Consider the following 26,739-nt stretch of genomic DNA (forward strand, 5'->3'; position numbering starts at 1 on the left):
GGTCCGGCGGACCGTGAACGCAGCATGGCAGTCGCGTTGCAGGACCTGCGATCCCCTTCCCCGCCCCCACAGGCCCCCGTAGCGTCATGCACGTCACCACCACACAGCCGTGTGCCCGAGTGGTTGAGGGACTCGCCTGCAAAGCGAGTTACGCCGGTTCGATTCCGGTCACGGCTTCGCGGCGGGCCGCTCGGGGGCAGGCGCACCCCTGAGCGGCCTTCGCCTTTTCCGGCTCCGGCTCCGGCTCCGGCTCAGGCACCGCATCCGGTCTGCTGCCTGGCGAAGTCCAGGTACTTCTTCATGAGCCCCGCGAACAAGGGGCGGCGTTCCTTCTGCTCGATCTGCTCCGTCGACCCGTCGAGCCACAGCTTGAGCTCGAAGGCCTCGGTGGGGCCCTTGCAGGAGAGGAAGATCGCGGCGCCGCCGTCCCACAGCTTGCCGTTCTCCGCGAAGGGGAGCGGCTCCGGCTTCTGCTCGTCGACCGCGGGCGCCCAGAAGAAGTGCTGTCCCTGCGGCAGACGCTCCGCCGACGCGAAGAACCGGGTCTTCCCGTCCACGTAGATGTTGCAGATCGCGCTGTCGCGGCCGGCGGTCAGCCGCGCATCGGCCGGCGCGTCCACCCGCACTTCCTTGCCCGTGCCCACGAAGGGTGCGAGTTCCGTCGGGGTGAAGGCGCCGAAGCACGTGGACGCGGGGAGCTCGGGCGCGGCCGACGGCTTGCCGTCGGAGCAGCCGGCGAGCAGTGCCGCTCCCGCGACGACCGTGGCCGCGGCACGGTGGGTGCGAGGACCGGCCATCATGATCCGCCGTTCATGGTGGCGACCAGATCCCGGCCGACCGAGTAGGCGTTGGCCGTCTCCGTGGACGCGACGCCCGCGTAGGAGTCGACGGTTCGCTCGGACAGTCCGGATCCGCGGGCCGCGATGCGGACCGATGCCGCGGCCGAGTCGGACGCACCGGTCTGCGCGCGCACGTACTCCTCGCCCGCCTTCTGGTTGCTGTCCTCGACCTTCTTCGCGGCGTCCTTCTCGGCCCCCTCGACCACGCTCTCCGTGATGTCCTCCTGGAGCCATTCGACGACGTCGCCGGCCAACGGCACCAGTTCGAGGTACTTGCCGCCCGCCGCGGTGATACCGCGGTTGACCCACTTGGCGTTGTCCTCGACGCCCTTGACGTACTCCTCCTGCTTGTGGGCGTTGTCGCCGAACGTGCCCTCCGCCCGGGCCTCCGACAGCATGCCTGCGATCTGGCCCCCCGGGTGCACCGCGACCTTGACGGCCGCGTCGACGTCCTCGTACTCGCCCCGATGCGTGAAGACGTCATTGACCAGGGCCGTGGTGAAGGTCCGCTGGGCCGTCGTCATCGCACCGTAGGCGTCCGGATCCTGGCCCACCGCCCCTATGAACCGTGCCATGCCGGCCTTGTCGAACTCGGCCATCTCGCCGTTGGCCTTGATCGTCCCGCTGCCGTTCTCCGCGGCGGCCTGGAGGTCCGGCATGTATTCGGCCGCCATCTGGCCGAAGTGCCCGGACAGCCCGCCCAGCGGCCCGTCCGGTTCCTTCGGGTCCGCGTCGACCAGTCGGTGACGGCCATCTGGAGCTTGCCCAGCGGCGCGTTCATCACGCTCTCGTACGTCAGCATCCCGGCGCCTACTTCAGGTACTCGTCTATCGCGGACGCGGTGAAGTCAGCGTGGAGCTGCTGCTCGTCCTTGGCGTGGGAGGCGAGCGAGTAGTTCAGCCCGTTGGAGATGTTGGCGCAGGCGGCCACGAGGGTCTTCACCTGGCTCTCCCAGGCACTGTTGGCCTTGAGCAGCGCCGCCCCGCTCGCGAAGCCCTCCTTGGTGAGGGCCCCGGCCGCCTCGGCGGTGGCGGTGGCGGCGTGCTTGCCGTCGGTCTGCAAGCACGTGTGCAGCTTGTACGCCTCGGAGCCGATCGCGCCGATCTGGTCCTGGTTGAGTTCGAGGTCACCGCCACCGCTGCCGCCACCGCCGGGATCGATAGGCACCTGATTGAGGCGCATGGTGCCTCCGGCGGCGGCCGTGGCGCGAGCCGCCGACCATTCCTCGTCGAACGACATGGCGTGGACTCCTGAAGGCAGGGTGCAGGTCCGGTCGGATCAGCCCCGGGTCAGCGGTTACGTCGTACGACGACCACGGCCACGGCTCCACCGATCAGCACGCAGGCTCCCAGACCGAGCGCGATCCAGGGAAGGGAACTCCCGGTCTTCTTCTCCTCGGCCTGAGCGGCCGGCTTGGACGCCGCCGCTTCCGGGGCCTTGGCGTCGCCGGATGCGGAGGGCTTCTTGGCCGCCGCATCCGCCGCCGCGAGGTCGGGCAGCGGATAGACGTCGGCGGGGCCGGGGTCGCCGGGGTTGGTAAGCGCGACACGGGGGCGAACGATGCCGTACCCGATGTAGTCGTTGCGCTCAACACCATCGGTGGGCTTGCCCGCAGTGTTCAAGAGCACGCGCAGGACCTGGTTGTTGCTCCAGTCAGGGTGGGCGGACCAGATGAGGGCGGCGGAGGCGGAGGCGAGGGCCGAGGCATCACTGGTGCCGTGGTTTTTACATAGGCCGGTCTTGCCTGCGCATGCTGTAACCATGTCGACGCCCGGGGCCGACAGATCAATTTGCGGACCGTGCTGCGACTCCTTGGTCGCTAGCCCTTTGACGTCCGTTGCTCCAACGCCCACCACTCCGGGCGTCGCGGCCGGGTAGAGGACCTGGTTGGTCGTATCACCGTCGTTGCCGCCGCTCGCAAAGATCAGTTTCCCTTTGGAAAGCGCGTACTTCACTGCTTCCCGCCGAGATTGATCATCTTCCGGTGTGCCGTCCACGCCCATGGAGATGTTGATGATCTTAGCTTCCGAGTCTGCCGCGTATCGAATGGCATCGACCCAGGACGGGGTTTTCCGACTCTGCTCGTTCGGAACACGGATGGGGAGGATTTTGGCGCCGTGCGCCAAACCGAACGATCCATCGCCGCTGGGGTGCCTTCCCGAACCAGCAACCAGCGCGGCCATGGTCGTGCCATGGTTGTCGTAGTCGGAGCGCTCGTCACCGTCGTACGACGTCGCAAAATTCTTTCCTGGGAGAACCTGTCCCTCCAGTTCCGGAATCTTGGCCACACCGGAGTCAATGATCGCGACGGTGACGCCCTTACCCGTGCTGGCCTTCCAGATCTCATCGGCTTTCATTGCGTCGAGATGCCATTGCTGCGCTCGAATGGTCTCCGCATGGGCCGGGGTCGCGGCGACCCCGGCCAACAGCAAACCCACCAGGGCCGAGGTCGCCTTACGCATGCGCATCCGATGCAACGTCCGTTCTACTTAGTCGATCACGGGCGGAACAACACGACGGCTGCCCTGCCAGGTCTCTTCGTCCTCAGCCAGGTAGTCGGGGCGTTCGCCCCCCTGCTCGTCCCGCCGCTTACCCGGAGTCTGCGGACGTGCACCCGCATGTCCCATGGCACCCGCGCCGCCGGCGGTGCCATTGCGCACCAGACCCGAACCGCCCTGGGTAAACGCCTGTCCGCCGGAAATCGGGCGACCGACCGCACCGGTCTGACGGCCTCCGACGACACCGCCCGGCTCCGAAGCCAGTCGCCGACCTGCTGCGAAGCTGCCCTGGCTGCCGTGGGCACCGCCACCACCGTGGCCCATGCCTCCGCCACCCAGGGGGCGGCCCGCCTGGGCTGCGCCTTCGCCGATCACCGTGCCACGCGGGATACCTGAGCTGGGGCCCGTCGACGTCACAGGCCGACCACCCATGATGCCGCTGTCACGCGTGGGCAATGCAGGTGTGCCAAGCACCTTGCCGCCAGAAGGAGGCAAGCCAGGACCGCCCAGAGCCGGATAGGGACCGATACCCGGACCGGTCAGGCCGGGCGACTTCAAACCGCCAACCTGAGGAAGGGCCAAGGGCGGAAGTGCGGGCCCGGGAATGGGACTGACAGGACTCGTGGGCAACGGGCCGGGAGTGGTCGTCACTGGCGGCAGTGTCTGACTCGGGGGCAGCGTCCCGACCGTGTCGAGGTCCACGTCCACGTCACGGTCAGGAGTCACCGGCGCAGGCAGAGTCGCTGTCGGCAGCGTGTTGTCCGGCTGCGGCTGGCGTACCGGATCCCATCCCGTCTCGTTGGAGGAACCGGTGTTGCCACCATGCGTCGACGATGCGTACCCCGGGCTTCCCACCTGACTTCCCGTTCCCGAACTGCCCCCCGTCCGAGCCATGTCAGATCCGCCATCGAGCTTCTCTGGCAACAGCACCGGAGGCGGCGCCGGGAACGTCGGGATCGGTGCCTTGTCCATCTCGGCCGACGACAACTGGTATGACTGCGCCAGGTTCGTCATCAGCCGGATGGCCTCGCGGCGGTCCGCGTCCAGAATCGTCTGCGCCTCCGAGCGGGTCTTCGCCGCGTCCGGGTCGTTGTGGTGCTCGATGGCCGCTGCGAGGTTCTTCGTCGCCGTCGCGTCGACCGCGGTCATCTTCGTGGCCTCGGTCATCGTCTGGACGACCTTGCCCATCCACTCCCCGCCCTTGGCGCTGTACTCGCCCAGGCGCAGCGTCGCGTTGCCCGTGCGGCTCACCCAGTCCTGGAAGGCGTCGGCTCCTTCGCCTTCCCAGCCGGTCACGACGTGCCACTTGAGCGACTCGCCGATCGCCTTGATCTTCTCAGCGGCCGAAGCCAGCTGGTCCGCGCGCGTCTGGACCGAAGTGGGGTCCAGCGAAGCGATCATGTCGCGCATCTGCTGGTGCGTGAAGTCTTCGAAGTTGGTCATGAGTAGCTACCTCCCGACGTGCTGGGCGACGGAGTCGGGGTCGCGCCCGGGTGCGCCTCGCCGGAGGCCTCGCGGCGGCGCTGTTCCGCCACCCACAACGGGTCACGTTCCTTGACGTACTGCGCCTTCGCCTCGCTGGCGATGGCCACCAGGCGCCGCTTGGTCTCCTCGTCCACGCCGCCGTAGCCCTTGCCCGCCGACAGGACCGCGATGCCCAGGGCCTCGATCTGCGCCGCCAGTCCCTTCGAGAGGTCCTGAAGCTGGTCGATGACCTTGCCGTACGAGGTGAACAGCGTGTCGACCTCGGTGAAGCCCTTACCGAGCTTGCTGACCGGCAGTTTGCCGTCCGCCAGCTTCCTGTGGTCCGCGTCCGAGCCGGTGAGGTCGTCCAGAAGGCCGTCCACCATCTTCTTGTACTCGGTCATCGAGTCGAACTCGACCCGCAGCGCCGCGGTGGCAGCGTTGTACGCCACCCCCGCGATCGCGCCCATCGGGCCAGCGATCCCCAGCGTGAGGGCCGTTGCTACTTGGCTCGCCCCGTTGTCGTCTGCCACGTCGGCCTCCCCGACTCCCCGTCATCCCCGTGAGAGTGGCGCCAGCGCCGCTCCCCGTCCCCGTTCGCACCCGTGTCCGCGCGTACGCGCACACCGGTACCGATCACTCTAGCGACCGGTACCGACAGGCCCAAGTCCGGGGTTGCACGTGCAATGCGGGTCACACGGTCACGAGTTGGGCGATCCCACCGCCGCAGACGGCCGGATCGGGAGGCGGTTCACCGGGCGGCCCGTGGCCGCGCGGACCGCCGAGGCCACCGCCGCCGGGGTCGTCACCACCGGGACCGCGCTCGCCGCCTTCGCGCCGAACGGGGCCACCACGTCGCGCTCTTCGACCAGCTTGACGATGCGGACCGCCGGGGCGTCCAGTGCCGTCGGCAGGGCGTAGCCCGTCAGGTCCGGGTGGCGGATCAGGCCGGACACCGTACGGAGGTTCTCCGTCAGGGCCGCGCCCACGCCCTGGGTGACGCCCGCCTCGATACGGGCCTCCAGCTGACGGGGGTTCAGGATGCGACCCACGTCCTGGGCCACCGCCAGTTCCACGACGCGGACCGAGCCCAGTTCGATGTCCACGTCCACCACCGCGCGGATCGCGCAGAAGGCGAGGCCCACGAAGGCGTCGCCCTGGCCGTCCGCGTCCAGGGGTTCCGTGGGGTGGGGGCGGCACTGGGCCGTCGCCCAGAGCTCCTTGCCGGCCATCGCCTCCGCCACCGACATCGAGAACGCGCCGTCGTACGAGGTGATGCGGCCGTCCTGGATCTGCAGGAGCTCCGTCGACATGCCCAGCTTGTGGGCCATCGGCTGCAGGAGCTGGGTGCGGACCATCTTGGCCGCCCGCTCCACGGCGCCGCCCGACACCCACGTGTGGCGGCCGTGCGCCGACGGGCCGGCCGGCGGCTGGTCGGTGTCCACCGGGGCCATGGCGACCTCGTCGACGCCCAGGATCTCCTGGACGATCTGCCGGGCCAGCGTGGCGAAGCCCTGGCCGGTGTCGACGGCCGCGCAGATGACCGTGGCCGCGCCGCCCACCACCTTCACCGTGGCCGTGGAGACCTCGTCGGATCCCTCGGCGCCGAGCATGTGGACCATGCCGACGCCGTAGCCCACGCCGCGCCGTACGGCGCCGGGCTCGCCCGCGCCCTCCGGGCCGCCCGGCAGCAGCCACTCGTCCTCCGGGGCGTCCTTGGGGAGGGCGGGCAGTTCGAAGTCGCGCACCGCGCGCAGGAGTTCCGCCACCGGGGCCGGGCAGGTCACCGTCTGGCCGGTGGGGAGGAGGTCTCCCGTCGCCAGGACGTTGCGCATGCGCAGTTCGGCGCCGTCGATGCCGAGGGCGGCCGCGAGCTTGTCCATCTGGCCCTCGTACGCGGCGCACACCTGCATGGCGCCCTCGCCGCGGACGTGTCCCGACGGCGGGTTGTTGGTGCGTACCGCCCAGCCCTCGACGAAGGCGTGCGGGACGACGTACGGGCCGCAGGCGAAGGCCACCGCCGCCGCCAGGGACTCGGAGGAGGAGTCGGCGTAGGCGCCGGCGTCCATGAGGATCTGCGCCTCCACCTTGACCAGGCGGCCCTCCGCGTCCGCGTGGTGGCGGTAGCGCAGCAGGGTCGGGTGCCGGTGGGTGTGGCCGAGGAAGGACTCCTCGCGGGTGGCGGCCAGTTTCACCGGGCAGCCCGTGCGCAGGGCGAGCAGGCCGAGCGGGAGCTGGAAGGCGGCGTCCTCGCGGTCGGCGGTCGCGCCGGGCACGCCGGTGACGACCACGCGTACGCGGTCCGGCTCCAGTCCGAAGCAGGCGGCGGCCAGGTCGCGGTCGGTGTGCGGGTCGGTGGACGCGGTGTACAGCTCCACGCCGCCGTCGGGGCGCGGTACGGCCAGTCCGGCCTCGGCGCCGATGGGGGCGGGGTCCTGGCGGCCGATCCGGTACAGGCCCTCGACCACCACGTCGCCGGTGGCCTCCGGGTCGCCGTAGCGGAGCGGGATGTGCCGGATCAGGTTGCCGTCGGGGTGCAGGGCGGGCGCGCCGAAGGCCTGCTCGGGGTCGGTGACCGGGTCGAGGAGTTCGTACTCGACCGCGATCGCGGCGGCGGCGAGCCGTGCGGTGTCGGGGTGGTCGGCGGCGACGGCGGCGATGGCCTCGCCGTGGTGGCGCACGACCTCGTGCGCGAACACGGGCCGGTCGGCGATCCGGCGGCCGTGCGTGGTGGCGCCGGGCACGTCGGCGTGGGTGACGACGGCGCGGACGCCGGGCATCTGGGCGGCGGCCGTGGTGTCGATGGACAGGATGCGGGCGTGGGCGTGCGGCGAGCGCAGCACGGCGGCCCACAGGAGGCCCTCGGCCCACAGGTCGGCGGCGTAGGGGAAGGTGCCCTCGGTCTTGGCGCGGGTGTCCGCGGCCGGGACGGAGGCTCCGATTCCGCGTGGGACCTGCGGTTCGGAGGTCTCGGCACCCGGGGCGGCCATGGCCGTCACCGTGGTGTTGACCGTCGTCGTCGCCGTCGCCGCGTCCTGCCCGCTCACGCCGTGCCTCCGTGGTGGATGCCGCCCTCGCCGGGCGCTGCCTGGTGCGGGATGCGCGGCTCCGGTGCGCCTGCGCCTGCGCCCGGGGTCGCGGGCTCCGCGGCCGCCGCCTCGCGCTCGGCCACGACCTCGCGCACGGCGTCGACGACGCCCGCGTAGCCGGAGCAGCGGCAGAGGTTGCCGCACAGCGCCTGACGGGTCTCCAGCTCGCTGGGGGCGTGATTGCCCTCCAGCAGGTCGTGGATGGTCATGGCCATGCCGGGTACGCAGAACCCGCACTGCACCGCACCCGACCTGCACAACGCCTGCTGGACGTCCGAGAGTTCCCCGTCCGTCGCAAGACCCTCGACGGTGCGGACCTCGCTGCCGGCGGCCGTCGCGGCCGGTACCAGGCAGGAGGCGACGAGCCGGCCGTCGACCTGCACGGCGCAGGCGCCGCATTCGCCCTGCGAGCAGCCGTCCTTGGCGCCCGCGAGGCCGAGCCGCTCGCGCAGCACGTACAGGAGGGACTCGCCGATCCAGGCGCCGGTGACGGGCCGGTCGGCGCCGTTGACGCGCAGGACGTACGAGGCCGACGGGTGCTCGTGATGGGCGACGGCCCCGGCTTCGGCTTCTTCCTCGTACGTCGCTACCTCGGCCGGGAGCCCTTCGCCGGTTCCCCGGGCCGGGAGTGCGACCTCGCTGTCGGCGGTGTCCGCGTGCGGCGTGGGGTCGGCCGGGGGCTCCTGCGCGGCCGGCCCGTCCCCGCTGCCGGGGTCGGGCTCCGGAGCGACGGGCTCCGCCCCGTGTGCCGCCCCGTGCGCGGCGCTGTGTGCGGCCTCGTGCGCGGCCTCGTGTGCCGCCCCGGGCACGGCCTCGTCCGCGGCCTCGGGGCCGGGCTCCGGCGCGTGGCCGAACGCGGTGAAGCCGTGGCCGTCGGTGCCGTCGCCGCCGACGGGCTGCGCGGGCCCGGCGGCCGGCGCCTGGGCGCGCACCCCGCCGAAGAGGTCCAGTTCGGGCGGAGCCGCCGGCTGCGGCTCCGGTGCGGCGGCGTGGGGGGCGGACGGCTCGGCGTACCCGGCCTGCTCCGCGTAGCCGGCGTACTCGCCGTGCCCGGCCCCGGCGTACTCCCCCGGGACCGCGTGCCCGGCGTACTCGTCCTGCCCGGCGTACTCGTCCCGCCCGGCGTACTCGTCCTGCCCCGGGTACTCGTCCTGCCCCGTGTGGTCCGCGGCCCTGGCGCCCTCGGCCTGCTCCGCCGCCGGGCCGTGCGCGGCCTCGATGTCGTGCGGGGCCTGGTGCACCGGCTCGCCCTCGGGCAGGGCCGTGCCCACCCCGGGCCCGCCCAGCACCCGCGGCCCCCGTCCCGCGGCGCCCACTCCGGGCCCGCCGAGCAGCCGCCCGGCGGCATGCGCGGTCGCGGCGGCGGCGGCCGAGGCAGCGGCGGCCTCGTCCGTACCGGGCAGCACACCGGCAGCGGCCCCGGCGGCACCGGCACCCGAGGTGTCGGTGCCGGGCTCCCCGGCCGGCTGCTGCGTCAAGTACGCCCACGGCGCCGGAGCACCGCCCGGCAGCGTCGCCGGGGCCTGGCTCCAGTCGGCGTCCAGAGCGCCCGGGCGGTAGTCGTTCTGCCGTTCGGCGAATTCGTCGAACTCGGGGACGGCCCACTGCCCGGTCGCCGGACCGGCCTGCTCGGGCTCGTGCGCCGCCTCCGGGAACCGCCACTCGGCCGTCGCGCTCGGATCGGCCACCGGCTGCTCCGGCTCCGCCTCGGCGAACGCCGCCGCGACCGACGCCGGGATGGGGATCGACGCCGGGATCGGCCCGCCCACCGACCCGGAGCCGGGACCGTGACCACCGGCACCCGCACCCGCGGCACCCGCCGCGCCCGCCGGACCTGCCTGCGCCGAACCGTCCGCCTCCGGCCACTGCACCGGAATCGCCCACGTCCCCGTGGCCGCGGGATCCGTACTGGCGGAGCCGAGCGGCACGATCATCGGCGGCGGCACGTAGCCGTGCCCGGGCGCCGCCAGGGGCTCCCCGGTGCCGAGCGCGTCCAGCATGTCCTGCGGCAGTTTCACGAAGGCCGTGGCGTCCGAGTCGTACTCGCCGCCCTGCGGGACCGGTTCCCAGCCCCAGCCCGCCGTGCCGTTCCCCTGGGTCACGTTCTCGTTCTCGTTCTCGTTCTCGCTCATGAGGTCAGTGCCCTCCCCAGGGCCCTGCGCGCCAGCACGGCCACCGTCCGCCGCAGGTGCAGTACTCCGGGAGCCACCGGCTCGCCCTGGTCGGGCACGCACGCGGCCGCGACGTACTCGCCGAAGGCTTCCAGCGCCTCGGGGGCCAGGGTCCGCCCGCCGTCCCAGTCGATCAGCGAGGCCACCCACTGCTCGGCCTCCAGCGGCCGCAGCGGCATCGGGGCCACCGCGCCGATGGCGCAGCGCACGCCGCGGCGCGCGGGGTCCAGTACGAGCCCCACGGACGCCACGGCACGCCCCGGCCCGGTGCGGCCCGTGGCCTTCAGGAACACCTGCGGCGCGTGCAGCAGCGGCACCCGTACGAAGCCGATCAGCTCACCGGGCCGCAGCATCTCCCGCCCGGCCAGCAGGTACGACACCGGGATCTCCCGCTGCCCGCCCGGGCCGACGATGACGAGGACGGCCTCCAGCGCGGCCAGCACGGGCAGTGCGTCACCCGTGGGCGCGGCGGTGGCGATGTTGCCGCCGAGGGTGCCGGCGTTGCGGATCTGCGGCGGGCCGGCGGCGCGGGCGGCGGCAGCCAGCGCGGGGATCAGAGCGGCGAAATCCGGCCGTCCCATCCGGGCGTGGGTGAGGCCCGCACCGAGCAGCGCGTGGCCGTCCTGGTACTGCCATCCGCGGATCTCGTTGATCCGGCCCAGGCCCACCAGTGCGGCCGGCCGCAGCAGCCCGGCGTTGACGGCGGCCATCAGGTCGGTGCCGCCCGCGACCGGCACGGCGGCGGGCATGGCGGTGAGCGCCGCCACGGCCTCGTCGAGCGAGGCCGGCAGCGTCACGGACTGCGCCGCCTGCGGGCCCTGCGGCCCCTGAGGTGAATCCAGTGCGTGCGGTGCGTGCGTGGTCAACCCAGCTGCCCCTTCCCGATGTCCCGGTTCCGGCGCTCACGCCTGTTCCGCCGTACGGTACGTCCTCACCGCCGGGACGTGGCAACTCTGGCACATCTTCCGGGCCGCCCGGCGCGAGGGTCCGCCCGCCGCGGCCGGCCCCGGGCGCGGTGCCCCGTACGGGCCGTACGGCCCTGTCGCACCGCCTTCGACGACCCTCCTCCCCGATTGCCCGATTTTCCCTGTATCCGGGGAAATTGAGGGAGAGTTCCACTCCTGTTCCCTTTCGGTTCGGGTCGGTGTCGTCAGCCACTTGTCACACGTTCGGGGGCGCGCCTTCGATCGGGCGGCCGAGCACCCCGGGCCGCCGCTGCCGCGGCAACGGCCCGCCCGGCGGCCGGTAATCGACCCCCTGCGCGGCCAACCGCGCGTAGTGCGAGGCCATCCGCTCCTCGAACCGGGCGAAGTGGCGCTCCTCGGGTGCCGGCTGCCACGACCACACCACCTCGGCGAAGGCGACCAGCCTCGGGAACACCTGGTAGTCGACGCGGTCCTGGTTCTCCATGACCTCGGTCCAGACGTTGGCCTGCGCGCCCAGCACGTGGGCGGCGGCCTCCGGCGACAGCTTCGGCGGCACCGGCTCGAAGCGGTAGACGTCCTCCAGCGAGCGCACGTACCCGATGGGCACCGGCTCGTCCGCGCCGCCCGCCTGCCGGTGGTCCAGGTACACCTGCTGCTCGGGGCACATGACCACGTCGTGCCCGGCCTCGGCGGCGGCGATCCCGCCCGCGTAGCCGCGCCAGGAGGACACCGCGGCCCCCTCCGCGAGCCCGCCCTCCAGGATCTCGTCCCAGCCGATCAGCCGCCGGCCGCGCGCGGCGAGCCAGCCGTCGAAGTGCCCGACGAACCAGGCCTGCAGCCCGTCCTCGCCGTCCACACCCAGCTCCCGGATCCGTTCCTGGGCGGCCGCGGAGGCCTTCCACTGCGCCTTGGGGCACTCGTCCCCGCCCACGTGCACGAAGGGTGAGACCTCCGCCGGGAACAGGTCCAGCACCTCTTCGAAGACCCCCTCGTAGAAGCGCAGCACGGCCTCGGTGGGCGCGAGCACGTTCTCGGTGATGCCCCAGTCCTCCCAGACCCCGAGCGCGGCGGTGTCGACGACGTCGGTGTTGCCCAGCTCCGGGTACGCGGCGATGGCGGCCTGCGAATGCCCCGGTACGTCGATCTCCGGGACCACCCGGACGTGCCGCTCGGCGGCGTAGGCGACGATCTCGCGGATGTCGTCCTGGGTGTAGTACCCGCCGTGCGGGGTCTCGTTCCACAGCGGCGAGGCCCGGTGGCCCCACCGGCTGCGCGGGCGCCAGCCGCCGACCTCGGTCAGCCGCGGGTGGCGCTTGATCTCGATCCGCCAGCCCTGGTCGTCGGTCAGGTGCAGGTGGAGCACGTTGAGCTTGTGCGCGGCGAGCAGGTCGATGTAGCGCAGCACGCCGTCCTTGGGCATGAAGTGCCGGGCCACGTCCAGCATCATCCCGCGCCAGCCGAACCGCGGGCCGTCCGCGACCGAGGCGTACGGCAGGCTCCACGCGCGGCCGGGCAGCGGCGCCCGGCGGTACGCGCCGGGACCGAGCAGCTGACGCAGCGTCTGGGCGCCCCAGAACAGTCCGGCCGCGCTCGCGCCCGTCAGCTCCGCGCCGTCCGGGCCGATCTCGATGCGGTACGCCTCCGGCCCCGGGTCCCCGGCGCCGTCCGGGTCGACGCGCAGCCGCAGCTCGGCGGTCACGCCGGCCCCGGCGGCGGGCAGCTCCCAGCCGGTGGCCGCGCCCAGTTCGCGCCGCAGCCAGCGGGCGACCCCCGCGGCTCCCGGCCCGGCGTCCAGGCGCGGCTCGGGCCCGAACGCGAAGCGGCGCCCGCCCTCGTCGAGCAGTACGACCCGGGGTTCGGGGATCAGGTCCATGCGCAGGTCCATGCGTCAGCCCTTCGCGACTGCGTGCGCGTATTGCGTCCTGCGCAACGCTCGTTCCGCAGGGCGCTCGTCGCGCCGACCCTAACGGGCCGCGCGGGCACGGCAAAGACCCCCGGACGCGCTGTAGCGCACCGGGGGTCTCGGTCGGTCTCGGTCCCGCGGAAGACGGAGGGCCGGGGGCGGCCTACTTGTCCTTGCCGCCCTTGTCCTTGTCCCCGCCGGGGCCCATGGACTCGTAGATCTCCTTGCACATGGGGCAGACCGGGTACTTCTTCGGGTCCCGGCCCGGTACCCAGACCTTGCCGCAGAGCGCGACGACGGGGGTCCCGTCGAGCGCGCTCGCCATGATCTTGTCCTTCTGGACGTAGTGGGCGAAGCGCTCGTGGTCGCCGTCACCGTGCGACACCTGCGGCGTCGGCTCTACGAGGGTCCCCGTGCCAGTCCCGCGCTCGGGCTCAAGAGTGCTCATGGACCCAGGGTACTTAACCCCGCGCCAGTCAGTTGAGCGACGGGTCGTCCGGATAGGTGGCGACCATCGCGAGCTCGCTGCGCTGGCGCCGCAGCACCGCCCGCCACAGCCGCTCCGGGTCCGGGAAGGACACGTCCCCGGGCTCGGACTCCACCACGTACCAGGCGCCCTCGCCGAGCTCGGCCTCCAGCTGGCCCGGCCCCCAGCCGGAGTAGCCCGCGAAGATCCGCAGGCCGCCCAGGGCGGCGGCCAGCAGCTCCGGCGGCGTCTCCAGGTCGACCAGTCCGATCGCCCCGTACACGCGGCGCCACCCGAGCGGACCCTCCTCGCCCGGGATCACCGCCACGCCCAGGGCCGAGTCCATGGCCACCGGCCCGCCCTGGAAGACCACCCCGGGGTCGCCGGCCAGCGGAGCCCAGGGCAGCAGGACGTCGCCGACGCCCACGGGGGTCGGCCTGTTCAGGACCACGCCGAGGGAGCCCTGCTCGTCGTGGTCGAGCAGCAGCACGACCGCGCGGTCGAAATTCGGGTCCGCGAGGGTGGGGGTGGCCACGAGCAGCCGCCCTGTGAGGGAGGACACCTCGGTCATGCCGCCATGATCCCGCACATCCGCCGTTTCCGGGGAGCGAGCGGGAAGATCGGATCGATCGCAGCTCAGGGCGCACGGCAGCAGCGAGGAGCGCGCACGGACGGCGTAGGCGGAACGCAACACTCCGCCATGTGGTGGATACGGAGGGTGTTGTACCGAATTCATGACAGTCCTACGGCCACGTCGGCCTTACGAACAAGGGGGTGGTGGCCCTTACCCTTTTCCCTGGCCCCCTGCCCACCCCTCTCCGGAACGCGAGATTCATGACCGGCATCAGTGACGATGTACTGCTTGTCCACGGCGGTACCCCGCTCGAGGGCGAGATCCGTGTCCGTGGTGCGAAGAACCTCGTGCCCAAGGCCATGGTCGCCGCTCTGCTCGGCAGCGAACCCAGCCGGCTGCGCAACGTTCCCGACATCCGTGACGTGCGCGTCGTCCGCGGGCTGCTCCAGCTGCACGGGGTGACGGTCCGTCCCGGCGAGGAGCCGGGCGAGCTCGTGCTCGACCCCACCCATGTCGAGAGCGCCAACGTCGCGGACATCGACGCCCACGCGGGCTCGTCGCGCATCCCGATCCTCTTCTGCGGCCCCCTGCTGCACCGGCTCGGCCACGCCTTCATCCCGGGCCTGGGCGGCTGCGACATCGGCGGCCGGCCGATCGACTTCCACTTCGACGTGCTCCGCCAGTTCGGCGCGACCATCGAGAAGCGCGAGGGCGGCCAGTACCTGGAAGCCCCGCAGCGCCTGCGCGGCTGCAAGATCCGCCTCCCCTACCCGTCGGTCGGCTCGACCGAGCAGGTGCTGCTGACGGCCGTTCTGGCCGAGGGCGTCACCGAGCTCAGCAACGCCGCGGTGGAGCCGGAGATCGAGGACCTCATCTGCGTCCTGCAGAAGATGGGCGCGATCATCTCCGTCGACACCGACCGGACCATCCGGATCACGGGCGTCGACCGCCTCGGCGGCTACAACCACAAGGCCCTCCCGGACCGTCTGGAAGCCGCCTCCTGGGCTTCCGCGGCGCTCGCCACCGGCGGCAACATCTACGTGCGCGGCGCCCAGCAGCGCTCGATGATGACGTTCCTGAACACCTTCCGCCGCGTCGGCGGGGCGTTCGAGATCGACGACGACGGCATCCGCTTCTGGCACCCGGGCGGCCCGCTCAACGCCATCGCGCTGGAGACGGACGTGCACCCCGGCTTCCAGACCGACTGGCAGCAGCCGCTGGTCGTGGCCCTGACGCAGGCCTCCGGCCTGTCGATCGTCCACGAGACGGTCTACGAGTCCCGGCTCGGCTTCACCTCGGCGCTCAACCAGATGGGTGCTCACATCCAGCTGTACCGCGAGTGCCTGGGCGGCAGCGCCTGCCGCTTCGGCCAGCGCAACTTCCTGCACTCGGCGGTCGTCTCCGGCCCGACCAAGCTGCAGGGCGCCGACCTGGTCATCCCCGACCTGCGCGGCGGGTTCTCGTACCTGATCGCGGCCCTGGCCGCCGAGGGCACCTCGCGGGTCCACGGCATCGACCTGATCAACCGCGGCTACGAGAACTTCATGGAGAAGCTCGTGGAACTCGGCGCGAAGGTCGAACTCCCGGGCGGCGAGCTCGTCTGAGCCGTCCCCGGACGTACGCACCAAGCCCCCCGGGCCCCGCACAGGGCCCGGGGGGCTTTCGCGTGCCCCCGGACGGGGCCGCGGACAGGGCTGGCCAAGGCCCGCACGGGCAGGCTCGGCCGGGGCCGCGGACAGGGCTGGCGAAGGCCCGTACGGACAGCGCCGGCCGAGCCCGCGGACAGGGCCGGCCGGGGCCCGCGGCAAGGCCCGGCGAAGGCCCGCAGGGAGCCGTACGGAGCCGGACGGCCGCCCGGTGGGACGTGCCGGTGGCATACCTGGGCCCCGCCAGGCCCCTGACGGGCCCTCACAGGGCCTGCCAGGCCCGCCGGGAGGCCGGGGGCCGCCCCGGCCCGTCCGGTCCCACCGGCCCGCGTCCGGCCCCGGACGTGCCGAAGGGCGGCCACCCCGCCCGGGGGTGACCGCCCATCGCCGTTCTGCGTACTACTGCCGTTCCAAGGACCTGCGCGGTCCTCGGCGCCGGGGCAGGACTTACTTGCCCTTGGCGGCTTCCTTGAGCTTGGAGCCCGCGGAGACCTTCACGCTGTAGCCGGCCGGGATCTGGATGGGGTCGCCGGTCTGCGGGTTGCGCGCGGTGCGAGCGGCACGGTGGGTGCGCTCGAAGGTCAGGAAGCCGGGGATGGTGACCTTCTCGTCGCCCTTGGCGACAATCTCGCCGACGGTCTCGGCGAGCGCGGCCAGAACGGCGTCGGCGTCCTTGCGGGTCACCTCGGCGCGCTCGGACAGAGCGGCCACCAGCTCACTGCGGTTCATGTTGTACTCCCGTGTTCAACTTGCCTTAGAGGCGTGAGATCGAAGCCGATGCTGCCAGGGCCCTAGGACAGTCCCCGGACCCGGGTCTGAACGTCAGACCCTCTCGCCCGGTTACGCATCCTGCCCCCACCAGCGGCGGGAAAGCCAATCCGGCACCCGTCGGGGTCACACGAAAAGCGCCACAGTCACATCGCGGTGACGCTCCGTCCACGCCCTCGCTCACACGCCGCTGCGGACCGCGGACCTCGCGGGCATCCCCGCAACCCTAGAGGCGGCCCGTCGGGCCCGCATCTCGCGACGCGCCGGGATCGTGGCGCCGTGAGGGCCGTCACAGCCGGGCCCGGCAGCCGGACGCGCGCGGCGTCAGACCCCCGAGGCCGCCTTGCGGACGGCACCCGCGACCGCACCCGCGACCTTGTCGTTGAACACCGACGGGATGATGTAGTTCGCGTTCAGCTCGTCCTCGCCCACGACATCCGCCAGCGCGCTCGCGGCGGCCAGCATCATCTCCGTGTTCACGGTGCGGGACTGGGCGTCCAGCAGACCGCGGAAGACGCCCGGGAAGACCAGCACGTTGTTGATCTGGTTCGGGAAGTCGGAGCGGCCGGTGGCCACCACGGCGGCGGTCTGGCGGGCGACGGCCGGGTCCACCTCGGGGTCCGGGTTCGCGAGCGCGAACACGATCGCGCCTTCGGCCATGGCGGCGACGTCCTCGCCGGACAGCACGTTCGGGGCCGAGACGCCGATGAACACGTCGGCGCCGACCACGGCTTCCTTCAGCGTGCCCGTGTAGCCCTCGGGGTTGGTGTTGTCGGCGATCCAGCGCAGCGGGGAGTCCGCGGCGGCGTCGACGAGGTCGGGGCGGTCCGCGTGCACGACGCCGTGGATGTCGGCGCTCACCGCGTTCTTGACGCCCGCCGCGAGGAGCAGCTTGAGGATGGCGGTACCGGCCGCGCCGGCCCCCGACATGACGACCTTGACATCGCCAACTGCCTTGCCCACCACGCGCAGTGCGTTGGTGAGCGCCGCGAGCACGACGATCGCGGTGCCGTGCTGGTCGTCGTGGAAGACGGGGATGTCGAGGGCCTCGCGGAGCCGGGCCTCGATCTCGAAGCAGCGCGGCGCGGAGATGTCCTCCAGGTTGATGCCCGCGAAGCCGGGGGCGATGGCCTTGACGGCGGCGACGATCTCGTCGGGGTCCTGGGTGTCCAGGCAGATCGGCCAGGCGTCGATGTCCGCGAAGCGCTTGAAGAGGGCCGCCTTGCCCTCCATGACCGGCATGGCGGCCATCGGGCCGATGTTGCCCAGGCCCAGCACGGCGGATCCGTCCGTCACGACTGCGACGGTGTTGCGCTTGATGGTGAGGCGGCGGGCGTCCTCGGGGTTCTCGGCGATCGCCATGCACACGCGGGCCACGCCCGGGGTGTAGATCATCGAGAGGTCGTCACGGTTGCGGATGGGGTGCTTGGACGCCATCTCGATCTTGCCGCCGAGGTGCATCAGGAAGGTGCGGTCGGAGACCTTGCCGAGGCTGACGCCTTCGATGCCGCGCAGCTTCTCGACGATCTCGTCCGCGTGCGCGGTGGAGGTCGCGGCGATGGTGACGTCGATCCGGAGCTTCTCGTGGCCGGATGCGGTGACGTCGAGGCCGGTGACCGATCCGCCGGAGGACTCCACGGCGGTGGTGAGCTGGGAGACCGCGGTTCCGCTCGCGGGCACTTCCAGACGGACCGTCATCGAATACGAGACGCTGGGCGCCGTTGCCATGGCCGTGTTCCTCTTCTGTCCCTGGTTCGCTGTAACACACAGGGCCCCGCTGCACAGCCGGTGCGGCAGGACCTGTTGTCCGATCGTCCCACCTACCAGCCAGTACAAGGTAACCAGCTACAAAATTCGGAAAGACTCTTCCACCATACGAGATTCGAGAGGTGTTCGGAATGGTGGGGTCATACGAAACAGGTCCGCGCCCCCCACAGGTGGGGGACGCGGACCTGTTGATTCACACGTTTGAAGACACCGACCCGCCATGCTCGCCTCGCGGCAAGTGGTCGCTCTGAGCGACGAAGGTTGGGCCCGGGGGCTTGGATCGAGTCGGTGCCGTACCCAGGCTAACAAAGGATCGCCGAAAGTGATCCCCCTGCTCGCGTACGTATCGGAGCACCACGCTCCCGGCCGCCGCCCATCCGGACGTACGAGGCCCCGGGGGCCGCCCCTAGGGGTGTCCGCTAGGGCGTGAGCAGCTCCGGCACCCCGTCCGCGTCCGGCTTGTCCCGTTCGGCCGAGACCACCGTCAGCTGCTGCGTCGCGCGCGTCAGCGCCACGTACAGCACCCGCAGGCCCGCCGGGGACTCGTCCGCGATCTCCGCCGGGGAGACCACCACCGTGGCGTCGTACTCCAGGCCCTTGGCCTCCAGGCTGCCCAGCGCCACCGCCCGCTCGCCGAGGTCCGCGAGCCAGCCCGCGGCCTCCGCGCGCCGGTCCATCGCCACGACCACGCCGACCGTGCCGTCCACCTGTTCCAGCAGCCGCCGGGTCTCCTCCCGGACCGCGTGGCCCAGATCGCCGTCGGCGGCCGTGAAGCGGGGCTCCAGGCCCGTGGAGCGCACCGCCGACGGCGGCTCCATGCCGGGCATCGCCAGGCGCAGCACCCGGGAGGCCACCTCGGCGACCTCGGCCGGGTTGCGGTAGTTCACCGTCAGGGTGAACCGCCTGCGCGGGCGGCTGCCCAGGGCCTCGTCGCGGGCGGCGGCCGCCTCCTCGGGGTCCGTCCAGGAGGACTGCGCCGGGTCGCCGACCACCGTCCAGGTGCCGTGCCGGCCCCGGCGGCCGACCATCCGCCACTGCATCGGCGTCAGGTCCTGGGCCTCGTCCACGATGACGTGCGCGTACTCGGTGCGCTCCGCCGCGAGCCGCTCGGCCCGCTCCCACTGGGTCTCCTCGCGGGTCGGCATCAGCTCCTCCAGCCCGCTGAGCTGGTCGAGCGGATCCATCTCCCGTCTGCGCTTGGGCCGCGCGGGCGCGCCGAGCAGCTGCTGGAGCTCGTCCAGCAGCGCCACGTCGTGCACCGACAGGGGGCCCTTGCCGTCCGGGCCCACCCGGCGCAGCGAACGCGCCAGCTGGCGGCTCTCGCGCGGGCCCAGGTCGCGGCGCGACCAGCGGCCGAGGTGGCGCTCGTCGGCGAGCGCGGCGAGCACCGCCCTCGGGGTCAGTTCCGGCCACCATGCATTGAGGAAGTCGATGAAGGCGTCCTCGGTGGAGATGTCCTCGTCGAAGGCGGAGCGCAGCTCGGCGGCCAGCTCCGGGTCGCTGTGCCGGCCGGCCCCGCCGGACTTCGCGTAGAGGGCGTCGAGCAGCAGCTTGCGGGCGCGCGGGCGCAGCAGGTTGACCGGGGCGGTGCCGCCGAGCACGTTCTGCCGGATCCGGTTCAGCTCGTCGGCCTCCAGCTCCTGGCGGCGGCCGAAGGCCACCACGCGCAGCCGGTCGGGGGCGCCGCCGAGCTCCAGTGCGCCGCGTACGGCCTTGCGGAGCACCTTGAGCATCCGGGAGGAGCCCTTGATGCGGGCCACGGCCGGGGAGTCGTAGGTGGTGGCCTCCGCGCCGTCGACGAGCGAGCCCAGCGCCCGGATGGCCACCTGGCCCTCCTCGCCGAGCGAGGGCAGCACGCCCTCGGTGTACGCGACGAGCAGCGGGGTCGGCGAGACGATCAGGATGCCGCCGGAGTAGCGGCGCCGGTCCTGGTAGAGCAGGTAGGCGGCGCGGTGCAGGGCGACGGCCGTCTTGCCGGTGCCGGGGCCGCCCGCGACCTCGGCGACGGAGGCGGCGGGGGCCCGGATGACCAGGTCCTGCTCGGCCTGGATCGAGGAGACGATGTCGCGCATCGAGTGCGTACGGGCCCGCCCGAGGGCGGCCATGAGCGCGCCGTCGCCGATCGCGGGCAGCTCGCCGCCGTCGAGGAAGGCGGTGACCTCCGGGCGCATCAGGTCGTCCTCGACGCCCAGCACCTTGCGGCCCTTGGAGCGGATGACGCGGCGGCGCACGACCCGGCCGGGCTCCTTGGGCGTGGAACGGTAGAACGGCGCGGCGGCCGGCGCGCGCCAGTCGATGACCAGCGGCGCGTAGTCGGAGTCCAGGACCCCGATGCGGCCGATGTGCAGCGTCTCGGCGATGTCGGCGGTGAGGTCCTCGCGGATCGCGTCGTCGGCGGGCTCGACGGAGGTGTACGCGCCGTCGGCGCCGCGCTCCCCGTCCTTGCCGAGCACCAGGTCGATGCGGCCGAAGAGGAAGTCCTCGAACTCGTTGTTCAGCCGGTTCAGGTGGATGCCCGCCCGGAAGACCTGCGCGTCGCGCTCGGCGAGCGCGCCGGGTGTACCCACCTGGCCGCGCTTGGCGGCGTCGTTCATGAGGAACTCGGCCTCGTGGATCTTCTCCTCAAGGCGTCGGTACACCTGGTCGAGATGCGTCTGCTCGACCGCGATCTCCCGATCGCGGACGGAATCCGCCGTGCTGTCGACAGCGGCATTCTGCGCGGCCACCAAGGCCCCCTTCTGACGTGCATGGGCGACCGTCAACCGTACGCGAACCGGCCCCCTGTCCGCACGCCCGTTCCGGAACCGGTCTCGCGTGGTGGTACGCCTCTCACCGGGACCCCTGGCCGGCCCCGGCCGCCAGGACGCGGCGGCGGTGCCGGGCGACGCGCTCCCGGTTCCCGCAGCGCTCGCTGGAGCACCAGCGGCGCCGGTGGCCCCGGGAAGTGTCCAGGTAGACACGGGTGCAGCCGTCGCCGGCGCAGGCCCGCAGCAGCGCCCGGTCGCCGGGGTCGGTCAGCAGCTCCACCGCGTCCCGGGCGACGGCCGCGAGCAGCGCACCGCACTCCACGCCGCCGCACAACTCCCGTACGAGGTGCCCCTCCTGGTCCCGTACGGCGCACAGCCCCGGGGGTGGTCCGGCGGCCAGCGCGTTGACCCGGGCGAGGGCGTGTTCGTCGGGGTCGGTGCCGAGCAGCTCCGCCCGTACGAGCGTTTCCACGTCGGCGCGCAGGGACCGGAAGGCCTCGGCCCAGTCGGGCCCCACCCGGGCGAGGGGCGTCCGGTCGGGTACGAGGCCGGCGCCGGCGAGCCACAGCCGCAGCTCGTCACCGTCCGGGATCCCCTCATGGGGGGTGAAGGTGGCCACCAGGTCCAGACAGACCCGCCCGGAATCGAACCGCATGCCGTCAGCCTCCCGTCGTGGGGTGCCGTACCAGACTGCCGCCCGGCGGGTCCCAACGGAAGCCCCCGAACCGGTGGGCCCGCCAACCCACCGCATCGGCCCCGCATCCGGCTCCGCCGACCGGTCCAGCCCCGCCGACCCACTCCCCGGCCCCGCCGGCGTTCGAGGCGCGGGGTCCGGGGCGGGGGTCAGCCGACGACTCCGCGGGCCGTCACCGCGTCGACCGGGAGCTCCCCGTACTTGGCCTCCCCGCCCGCGTCCAGCGACAGCCGGTACCCCCGCTTGACCACCGTCTGGATCAGGTTCGGCGCCCCGAGGGCCACCCGGAGGCGGGCCATCGCCGTCTCCACGGCGTGTTCGTCCCGCCCCGCACCCGGCAGCGCCCGCAGCAGTTCCGCGCGCGGCACCACCCAGCCCGGCCGCCGGGCCAGCGCCCGGAGCAGGGCCATCCCGGCAGGCGGTACGGGCCGCAGCCGCGCGTCGACCAGGACCGCGTGCCCCCGGATCTCCACCCGGTGCCCGGCCACCGGCAGCACCCGGGCCCGGCCGGGCAGCTCCTGGCAGAGCACCTGCACCAGCGGGCCCAGCCGGAAGCGCTCCGGCTGCACCGTGTCCACCCCGTGCGCCTGCAGCGGCAGCGCGGTCACCGGCCCGACGCACGCCGACAGCACCCCGCCGCGCAGCGCGTCCAGCACGGCCTCCCGCAGCCCCCGCTCCTCGGCCCGGGACAGCAGCGAGGCCGCCGCCGGCGCGGAGGTGAAGCTGACGGCGTCGACCCCGCCGCCGGTGATCGCGTCCAGCAGCCGGTCCAGCGGCGCGAGGTCCTCCGGTGCCATCCACCGGTACACCGGGACCACCACCACCTCGGCCCCGCCGGCCCGCAGCGCCTCGACGAAGCCGGGCAGCGGCTCCCCGTGCAGCTGGAGCGCGATGCGCCGGCCGGCCACCCCGTCCGTCAGCATCCGTTCCAGTACCTCGGCGAGCGATTCCGAGTCCGGGGACCAGGTCTCCACGAGCCCGGCGGCCCGGATGGCGCCCTTCACCTTCGGCCCGCGCGCCAGCAGTTCGGCCGCCCGCAGCCGCTCCAGCAGTTGCTCGCCGACGCCCCAGCCGTCGGCCGCCTCGATCCATCCCCGGAACCCGATGGCGGTGGTGGCCACGACCACGTCCGGCGCGCAGTGGATCAGTTCCTTCGTCGCGGCCAGCAGCTCGCTGTCGTCGGCGAGCGGCACGATCCGCAGCGCCGGCGCGTGCAGCACCTGCGCCCCGCGACGGCGCAGCAGCGCGATGAGCTCGTCCGCACGCCGGGCGGCCGTGACCCCGACGGTGAAGCCCGCGAGCGGGCCGGTGTTCGTGTCGTCCATCGTGACCTGCCTAGTGACGCATGTGGGGGCGGTACGGGTGAACCGAGTCTGCCCACACGTCGTGTCGGACTCGGTTCACCGGTATTTCGCCCCGGTTACACCGACGTGAGCTGCGGTTTCGTCTCGACCCCGATCGTGTGGACCGCCGGGGCCGCCGGGCGGCGAAGGTATACCGCCCAGGTGACCGCGCAGCACAGGGCGTAGAAGCCGAGGAAGGTGACGAAGGCCGCCGTTCCGGATCCGGAGCTGCGGAACGCCTCCCGGAACGCCAGGTTGATGCCGAGTCCGCCGAGCGCGCCGACCGCCCCGATGAGTCCCATGGCGGCGCCGGAGAGCCGCCGCCCGTACGCGGCCGCGCTCTCGCCGCTCATGCCGCGTGCCAGTGCCTTCGCCTGGAAGATGCCCGGGATCATCTTGTACGTCGATCCGTTGCCGAGCCCGCTCAGGACGAACAGGGCCACGAACCCGACGAGGAAGACGGGCAGCGAGGACCGCTGCGAGGCGAACACCACCACTGCGGTGGCTCCCGCCATCGCCACGAACGTCCCCAGCGTGATCCGTGCCCCGCCGAACCGGTCGGCGAGCGCCCCTCCCACCGGCCGGATCAGCGATCCGAGCAGCGGTCCCATGAAGGTCAGCGAGGCGGCCTGCAGCGGGGTGCGGCCGAACTGGGTCTGCAGCACGAGGCCGAAGGCGAAGCTGTAGCCGATGAAGGACCCGAACGTGCCGACGTAGAGGAACGCCATGATCCAGGTGTGCGCGTCCTTCAGTGCCTCGCGGACCGCGCCGGTGTCGTTGCGCACGGGCGCCAGGTTGTCCATCCGTACGGCCGCCAGGACCGCCGCGGTGACGACCAGCGGGACGTAGGCGGCCAGCAGGTACCGGGGGTGCCCGGCCCCGGCGGTCGCGATGACCAGGAGCCCGGCCAGCTGTACGACGGGCACGCCGATGTTGCCGCCGCCGGCGTTCAGGCCGAGTGCCCAGCCCTTCTTGCGGAGCGGGAAGAAGGCGTTGATGTTGGTCATGGAGGAGGCGAAGTTGCCGCCTCCGACGCCGGTGAGGGCGGCGACGACCAGGAAGGTGCCGTAGGAGGTCCCGGGTTCCATCACCACGATCGCGGCGACCGTCGGCGCGAGCAGCAGCAGCGCGCTGAGGACGGTCCAGTTCCGGCCGCCGAAGCGGGCGACGGCGAAGGTGTACGGCACCCGTACGAGCGCGCCCACGCAGGTCGCGGTCGCGATCAGGAAGAACTTCCCGGCGGGGTCGATCCCGTACTCCGGTCCCATGAAGAGGACCATCACGGACCAGAGGGACCAGACGGAGAACCCGATGTGCTCGGAGAACACGGAGTAGAGGAGGTTGCGGCGGGCGGTCCGCTCGCCGGTCTCCTTCCAGAAGGTCTCGTCCTCGGGATCCCACCGCTCGATCCAGCGGCCCCCCTTGCGCGGTGCGGTCGTACCGGTCATCACACGCCTCCACAGCTCTCGCGTCCGTGGAACGACCGTAGGAAGGGCGCGTTTCGGCCCCGGTCCCTGCCGGATGACCGCCGGGAAACCTTGCTCTCACCCGCCGCCGGGCGCACCTGTGAGCGCGGCCGGGAGCCAGCTCGCCGGGGGGACTTCCAGCCAGCCGCGTTCGCCGCCGAGTCCGGACGCGGCCCGGTGCAGTGCTTCGAGTCCGGGGTGGCCGAAACCCTTCCGCCACACCATGGACAGCGGGGACAGCGGTACGGGGTCGACCAGCGGCCGCTTCACGGAGCCGGGCATGTCGACGAAGTCGACGGTCACCAGCACCGGATTGCCGGTCTTGGCCATCACCCGGCGGAACTCGTCCTTGCCCATGGCCACCGGCGCGGGCGGTGCCATCAGGATCCCCCGCCCGGCGAACAGCTCGCGCGCGAGACCGGTCCACTCCAGGGTGCGCGGGTTCCCGGCCCCCGCGTACACGCTCTCCCCGGCCAGCGCGTCCAGCGGTACGGCCGGCAGCCCGGCCAGCGCGTGTCCCTCGGGCAGCAGCACGGCCAGCGGTTCGTAGCGCACGAGCCGGTGCGCGATGCGCGAGCGCCACACCGGGTCCAGCCCGTCGGCGTACCCGAAGGAGACGTCGAGACGCCCGGCGGCGACCTCGGCGGCCGCATGCGTCAGCCCGCTCTCCCAACGGGCCATCAGCTCGCATTCCGGGGCCAGCTCGCGGGCCCGCTCCAGCACGGTGCGCGCGGTGCTCGGCCCGTCGGTGTTGAGGTCGACGAGCAGCGCCCGGGGTGCGGCGAAGGCGGTGGCGACGGCCTCGTGCGCGGCCAGCACCCGCCGGGCCAGCGGCAGCAGCCGCTCCCCGTCGGGGGTCGGCTCGACGGCGCGGGTGGTCCGGACGAACAGCGTGGTGCCGAGGGCCTCTTCGAGCCGCCGTACGTCCCGGCTCAGCGCCTGCTGGGCGACGTACAGCCGGGCGGCGGCGCGGGTGAAGTGCAACTCCTCGGCCACGGCGACGAACCCGCGCAGCAGCCGGGGATCCACGTCACGGGGCATCATCCCCGGAGACTAACAACAGATCGGCGTGAATGGCCGCCGGACAGGTGTTGGACGGCCGGCCCGGTCCCGGCCGAGGGTGGTGGTCATGCCCCTCATGACCGTCACCGGCAGCACCCTCGTCCTCGCCGCCCCGCCCGCCGCTCCCCGTGCCCCCCGCGGCCCGCTGGCCCCCTACCGGCGCCTGTTCGCCCTGCCCGGTACGCGCGGCTTCACCGCCGGGAACCTGCTGGCCCGGCTCCCCATGGGCATGTTCGGGGTCAGCGCGGTCATGATGATCGCCGGGCAGCGCGGCTCGTACGCCCTCGCCGGCGCGGTCACGGCGACCGGCCTGGCCGCCACCGCACTGGTCGCGCCGTGGACCGCCCGGCTGATCGACCGGCACGGCCAGGCCCGGATCGCCGTCCCGGCCACCCTGATCGCGGTCCTCGGCTCGCTCTGCCTGGTCGCGTGCGTGCGCACCGGAGCCCCCGCCTGGACGCTCTTCGCCTCCTACGCCGCGACCGCCACCACCCCCAACATCGGCGGCATGTCCCGCGCCCGCTGGACCCACCTGCTGCGGGACTCGCCGGGCGCGCACCACACCGCGATGTCCTTCGAGCAGGCCGCCGACGAGCTGTGCTTCATGCTCGGCCCGGTCCTGGCGGCCTTCCTCTGCTCGGCCGTCCTCCCCGAGGCCGGCACCTTCACGGCGGCCGCCCTGCTGCTGACCGGCATGCTGGTCTTCACCTCCTGCCGCGCCACGCAGCCCCCGGTGACGGCCGGCCCCCGCCGCGGCTCGCCGCTGCGCACCCTGGCGCCGCTGCTGCCCCTCTTCCTGGCCACGGGTGTGGTCTTCGGCTCGATGGAGATCGCCTCGATCGCCCACCTCGACGCGCTGGGCCTGGGCGCCGCCTCCGGCCCGGTGCTGGCCCTCCAGGCGGCGGGCTCCTGCGCGGCCGGCCTGCTCTACGGCACGATGCGCCCGCGCGGCCTGCGCACCTGCCTGATCGCCCTGGCCGCCGCGATGACCCTGCCCTGGGCGGCGGCGGCCACGGGCTCGCTCCTCCCCCTGGCGTGCGCGCTGCTGCTGGCGGGCATGGCCACGGCTCCGACGATGGTGACGGCGATGTCCCGCGTCCACGCGCTGACCCCGGAGGGCCGCCTCAACGAGGGCATGACCCTCGCGGTCACCGCCATCTTCGCGGGCATCTCCCTGGGCGCGGCCACGTCCGGCACCGTGATCGACCACCTGGGCACCACCACCGCCTACGCCCTCCCGGCGGCGGCGGCCGTTCTCGCCCTCGCAGCCACGAAAGCCGTACCGGTTTCCGGTACCGGAGACGTACCATAAACTC

21 protein-coding genes and 1 tRNA gene are annotated in these 26,739 nt (G+C 72.8%); 3 read left to right on the forward strand and 19 right to left on the reverse strand.

What is annotated here, in order from left to right; all coding sequences use genetic code 11:
- The first annotated feature begins 105 nt into the window (after positions 1–105).
- A tRNA-Cys gene (locus tag DEJ51_RS12250) sits at positions 106–177 on the forward strand.
- Positions 178–251: 74 nt separating this feature from the next.
- On the opposite strand, the gene DEJ51_RS12255 is transcribed toward DEJ51_RS12250, so the two are convergent.
- The 12 genes from DEJ51_RS12255 to DEJ51_RS12310 form a co-directional block, all read right to left on the reverse strand.
- Positions 252–800, reverse strand: a complete 549-nt coding sequence (locus tag DEJ51_RS12255) for a hypothetical protein (RefSeq protein ID WP_150257627.1) — start codon at positions 798–800, stop codon at positions 252–254.
- Entirely contained in the window at positions 797–1,513 is a 717-nt protein-coding gene (locus DEJ51_RS12260) for a hypothetical protein (protein WP_150257628.1), read from the reverse strand. Before DEJ51_RS12260 ends, DEJ51_RS12255 begins: the two co-directional genes overlap by 4 nt.
- Positions 1,514–1,649: 136 nt before the next feature.
- Entirely contained in the window at positions 1,650–2,078 is a 429-nt protein-coding gene (locus tag DEJ51_RS12265; protein WP_150257629.1) for a hypothetical protein, read from the reverse strand.
- 50 nt (positions 2,079–2,128) lie between these two features.
- Positions 2,129–3,307 carry a type VII secretion-associated serine protease mycosin gene (mycP, locus tag DEJ51_RS12270; protein WP_190620336.1) on the reverse strand — a complete coding sequence of 393 codons (1,179 nt, stop codon included), beginning with the start codon at positions 3,305–3,307 and terminating at the stop codon, positions 2,129–2,131.
- Positions 3,308–3,328: 21 nt separating this feature from the next.
- Positions 3,329–4,780, reverse strand: a complete 1,452-nt coding sequence (locus DEJ51_RS12275) for a WXG100 family type VII secretion target (RefSeq protein WP_150257631.1) — start codon at positions 4,778–4,780, stop codon at positions 3,329–3,331.
- Entirely contained in the window at positions 4,777–5,334 is a 558-nt protein-coding gene (locus DEJ51_RS12280) for a hypothetical protein (RefSeq protein ID WP_223835774.1), read from the reverse strand. The genes DEJ51_RS12275 and DEJ51_RS12280 overlap by 4 nt, the downstream gene beginning before the upstream one ends.
- A gap of 168 nt (positions 5,335–5,502) precedes the next feature.
- Positions 5,503–7,791, reverse strand: a complete 2,289-nt coding sequence (locus tag DEJ51_RS12285) for a xanthine dehydrogenase family protein molybdopterin-binding subunit (RefSeq protein ID WP_150261854.1) — start codon at positions 7,789–7,791, stop codon at positions 5,503–5,505.
- Between the two features lie 53 nt (positions 7,792–7,844).
- Positions 7,845–10,022 (reverse strand): (2Fe-2S)-binding protein, encoded by a 2,178-nt coding sequence (locus DEJ51_RS35515; RefSeq protein ID WP_263411705.1) that lies wholly within the window; start codon positions 10,020–10,022, stop codon positions 7,845–7,847.
- Positions 10,019–10,903 (reverse strand): FAD binding domain-containing protein, encoded by an 885-nt coding sequence (locus DEJ51_RS12295; protein ID WP_150261856.1) that lies wholly within the window; start codon positions 10,901–10,903, stop codon positions 10,019–10,021. Before DEJ51_RS12295 ends, DEJ51_RS35515 begins: the two co-directional genes overlap by 4 nt.
- Positions 10,904–11,222: 319 nt before the next feature.
- On the reverse strand, positions 11,223–12,872 hold the full coding sequence (locus tag DEJ51_RS12300; RefSeq protein WP_223835775.1) for a beta-N-acetylhexosaminidase: 1,650 nt from the start codon (positions 12,870–12,872) through the stop codon (positions 11,223–11,225).
- A gap of 181 nt (positions 12,873–13,053) precedes the next feature.
- Entirely contained in the window at positions 13,054–13,338 is a 285-nt protein-coding gene (locus DEJ51_RS12305) for a DUF3039 domain-containing protein (protein WP_030010729.1), read from the reverse strand.
- A 28-nt stretch (positions 13,339–13,366) separates the two neighbouring features.
- Positions 13,367–13,927, reverse strand: a complete 561-nt coding sequence (locus DEJ51_RS12310) for a YqgE/AlgH family protein (RefSeq protein ID WP_150257632.1) — start codon at positions 13,925–13,927, stop codon at positions 13,367–13,369.
- A 263-nt stretch (positions 13,928–14,190) separates the two neighbouring features.
- Here DEJ51_RS12310 and murA point away from each other — a divergent pair, with 263 nt between their 5' ends.
- Entirely contained in the window at positions 14,191–15,534 is a 1,344-nt protein-coding gene (gene murA / locus DEJ51_RS12315) for a UDP-N-acetylglucosamine 1-carboxyvinyltransferase (protein ID WP_150257633.1), read from the forward strand.
- A gap of 489 nt (positions 15,535–16,023) precedes the next feature.
- On the opposite strand, the gene DEJ51_RS12320 is transcribed toward murA, so the two are convergent.
- The 7 genes from DEJ51_RS12320 to DEJ51_RS12350 form a co-directional block, all read right to left on the reverse strand.
- Positions 16,024–16,305, reverse strand: coding sequence for an HU family DNA-binding protein (locus DEJ51_RS12320; protein WP_007264399.1), 282 nt, complete (start codon positions 16,303–16,305; stop codon positions 16,024–16,026).
- A gap of 363 nt (positions 16,306–16,668) precedes the next feature.
- Positions 16,669–18,072, reverse strand: a complete 1,404-nt coding sequence (locus DEJ51_RS12325; protein WP_150257634.1) for an NAD-dependent malic enzyme — start codon at positions 18,070–18,072, stop codon at positions 16,669–16,671.
- A gap of 458 nt (positions 18,073–18,530) precedes the next feature.
- Positions 18,531–20,837, reverse strand: a complete 2,307-nt coding sequence (locus tag DEJ51_RS12330) for a HelD family protein (RefSeq protein WP_150257635.1) — start codon at positions 20,835–20,837, stop codon at positions 18,531–18,533.
- A gap of 103 nt (positions 20,838–20,940) precedes the next feature.
- Positions 20,941–21,513 (reverse strand): CGNR zinc finger domain-containing protein, encoded by a 573-nt coding sequence (locus DEJ51_RS12335; RefSeq protein WP_150257636.1) that lies wholly within the window; start codon positions 21,511–21,513, stop codon positions 20,941–20,943.
- Positions 21,514–21,701: 188 nt separating this feature from the next.
- On the reverse strand, positions 21,702–22,877 hold the full coding sequence (locus DEJ51_RS12340; protein WP_150257637.1) for a uroporphyrinogen-III synthase: 1,176 nt from the start codon (positions 22,875–22,877) through the stop codon (positions 21,702–21,704).
- A gap of 95 nt (positions 22,878–22,972) precedes the next feature.
- On the reverse strand, positions 22,973–24,343 hold the full coding sequence (locus DEJ51_RS12345; RefSeq protein WP_150257638.1) for a nitrate/nitrite transporter: 1,371 nt from the start codon (positions 24,341–24,343) through the stop codon (positions 22,973–22,975).
- Positions 24,344–24,439: 96 nt separating this feature from the next.
- Complete coding sequence (locus DEJ51_RS12350) at positions 24,440–25,405, reverse strand: LysR family transcriptional regulator (RefSeq protein WP_150257639.1); 966 nt, start codon at positions 25,403–25,405, stop codon at positions 24,440–24,442.
- 94 nt (positions 25,406–25,499) lie between these two features.
- On the opposite strand from DEJ51_RS12350, the gene DEJ51_RS12355 reads away from it, so the two are divergent.
- Positions 25,500–26,735 carry an MFS transporter gene (locus tag DEJ51_RS12355; RefSeq protein ID WP_190620908.1) on the forward strand — a complete coding sequence of 412 codons (1,236 nt, stop codon included), beginning with the start codon at positions 25,500–25,502 and terminating at the stop codon, positions 26,733–26,735.
- The last annotated feature ends 4 nt before the right edge of the window (positions 26,736–26,739 follow it).

It is taken from the genome of Streptomyces venezuelae, assembly GCF_008642275.1.
GTDB classification, from domain to species: domain Bacteria; phylum Actinomycetota; class Actinomycetes; order Streptomycetales; family Streptomycetaceae; genus Streptomyces; species Streptomyces venezuelae_E.

Excerpts from the sequence above, each read along its gene's own strand:
- DEJ51_RS35515 (WP_263411705.1), bottom strand. The coding sequence starts at position 10,022 with ATGAGCGAGAACGAGAACGAGAACGAGAACGTGACCCAGGGGAACGGC.
- DEJ51_RS12335 (WP_150257636.1), bottom strand. The coding sequence starts at position 21,513 with ATGCGGTTCGATTCCGGGCGGGTCTGTCTGGACCTGGTGGCCACCTTC.
- DEJ51_RS12345 (WP_150257638.1), bottom strand. The coding sequence starts at position 24,343 with ATGACCGGTACGACCGCACCGCGCAAGGGGGGCCGCTGGATCGAGCGG.
- DEJ51_RS12285 (WP_150261854.1), bottom strand. The coding sequence starts at position 7,791 with ATGGCCGCCCCGGGTGCCGAGACCTCCGAACCGCAGGTCCCACGCGGA.
- murA (WP_150257633.1), top strand. The coding sequence starts at position 14,191 with ATGACCGGCATCAGTGACGATGTACTGCTTGTCCACGGCGGTACCCCG.
- DEJ51_RS12350 (WP_150257639.1), bottom strand. The coding sequence starts at position 25,405 with ATGATGCCCCGTGACGTGGATCCCCGGCTGCTGCGCGGGTTCGTCGCC.
- DEJ51_RS12305 (WP_030010729.1), bottom strand. The coding sequence starts at position 13,338 with ATGAGCACTCTTGAGCCCGAGCGCGGGACTGGCACGGGGACCCTCGTA.
- DEJ51_RS12255 (WP_150257627.1), bottom strand. The coding sequence starts at position 800 with ATGATGGCCGGTCCTCGCACCCACCGTGCCGCGGCCACGGTCGTCGCG.
- DEJ51_RS12300 (WP_223835775.1), bottom strand. The coding sequence starts at position 12,872 with ATGGACCTGCGCATGGACCTGATCCCCGAACCCCGGGTCGTACTGCTC.
- DEJ51_RS12340 (WP_150257637.1), bottom strand. The coding sequence starts at position 22,877 with ATGGACGACACGAACACCGGCCCGCTCGCGGGCTTCACCGTCGGGGTC.
- DEJ51_RS12355 (WP_190620908.1), top strand. The coding sequence starts at position 25,500 with ATGACCGTCACCGGCAGCACCCTCGTCCTCGCCGCCCCGCCCGCCGCT.
- DEJ51_RS12325 (WP_150257634.1), bottom strand. The coding sequence starts at position 18,072 with ATGGCAACGGCGCCCAGCGTCTCGTATTCGATGACGGTCCGTCTGGAA.
- DEJ51_RS12260 (WP_150257628.1), bottom strand. The coding sequence starts at position 1,513 with ATGGCGGCCGAATACATGCCGGACCTCCAGGCCGCCGCGGAGAACGGC.
- mycP (WP_190620336.1), bottom strand. The coding sequence starts at position 3,307 with ATGCGCATGCGTAAGGCGACCTCGGCCCTGGTGGGTTTGCTGTTGGCC.
- DEJ51_RS12320 (WP_007264399.1), bottom strand. The coding sequence starts at position 16,305 with ATGAACCGCAGTGAGCTGGTGGCCGCTCTGTCCGAGCGCGCCGAGGTG.
- DEJ51_RS12310 (WP_150257632.1), bottom strand. The coding sequence starts at position 13,927 with ATGACCGAGGTGTCCTCCCTCACAGGGCGGCTGCTCGTGGCCACCCCC.
- DEJ51_RS12265 (WP_150257629.1), bottom strand. The coding sequence starts at position 2,078 with ATGTCGTTCGACGAGGAATGGTCGGCGGCTCGCGCCACGGCCGCCGCC.
- DEJ51_RS12275 (WP_150257631.1), bottom strand. The coding sequence starts at position 4,780 with ATGACCAACTTCGAAGACTTCACGCACCAGCAGATGCGCGACATGATC.